An 882-nucleotide genomic window follows, 5' to 3' on the forward strand; every position below is an offset into this window, starting at 1 on the left:
GCGCTCCAGGCGACGTACGCGTACGCGAAAAACGGCGCGGACGAGGCCGGGGACAACGTCAGCGCCGGGGCGTTCTTCTACCGCGAGATGCGGTTCAACCGGGCGGAGTACTTCGACAACGCGCTGCGCGGCGACGCCGAGTCCGGCGTCCTCGGCCGAGTCAGGAACGGCTCTCGGTGGACCCGGTCGTGGTTGCTCGCGGCCTCGACGGGCTACGGTGAACTGCCGTATCGGGTGGTCGTCACGTCGTTGGCACTCATCGGCGGCTTCGGGTACGTCTACTGGAACTGGTCCGGCCTCGCCGCTGAACAGGGCCCGGTCGAGGCGCTGATCTTCTCGTTCCAGTCGTTCATCTCGTTCGTGCTCGGCCCCCCGGGGACGACGACGCTGGTCCAGGAGGTCCTCTCGGCGGTGGAGGGGTTCGTCGGAGCGTTCCTGATCGCGCTGTTCGTGTTCACGTTCACCCGCCGCATTCACCGCTGACGACGCCGCTTCCGGCGTGACCACCACAAAAAAGAGCCTGGCTTTCGTACGCGGTTCCAATGGTGACTCACCTCGTCTCCGCCGTCGACTCCTACTCCCTCTCCGACGACGCCGTCGAACTCCGCTGCCGGCTCGAGACTCCCGGGCCCGAGACGACCCCCGACGAGGACCGAACCGTCCCGGTCCGGATCCGGTTTTTCGCGCCCGACGTGTTCCGGTTCGAGATGCTCTCGACGCCGGAGAACCCGACCTCGGAGTCCCCGATCTCGTACGATCTCGACGCCGTCACGCGTCCGGTCTCGCTGTCCGCGAGCGAGCGTGACGGGACGCTCCGGGTCGAGACGTCGGCGCTTTCGGTGCGGATCGGCCTGGGGGAGTGGTCCTTCGAGGTCCGCGCGG

Annotated in this window: 2 pseudogenes; both read left to right on the top strand. The window is 67.8% G+C overall.

Annotation, left to right across the window (positions count from 1 at the left end):
• Window positions 1-483 (top strand): annotated as a pseudogene (locus EXE44_RS17270) (hypothetical protein); the annotation flags it as partial.
• Between the two features lie 59 nt (window positions 484-542).
• Window positions 543-882: pseudogene (locus tag EXE44_RS17275) on the top strand (DUF4968 domain-containing protein); the annotation flags it as partial.

Source organism: Halorubrum sp. SS7 (assembly GCF_005435055.1).
Classification (GTDB): domain Archaea; phylum Halobacteriota; class Halobacteria; order Halobacteriales; family Haloferacaceae; genus Halorubrum; species Halorubrum salinarum.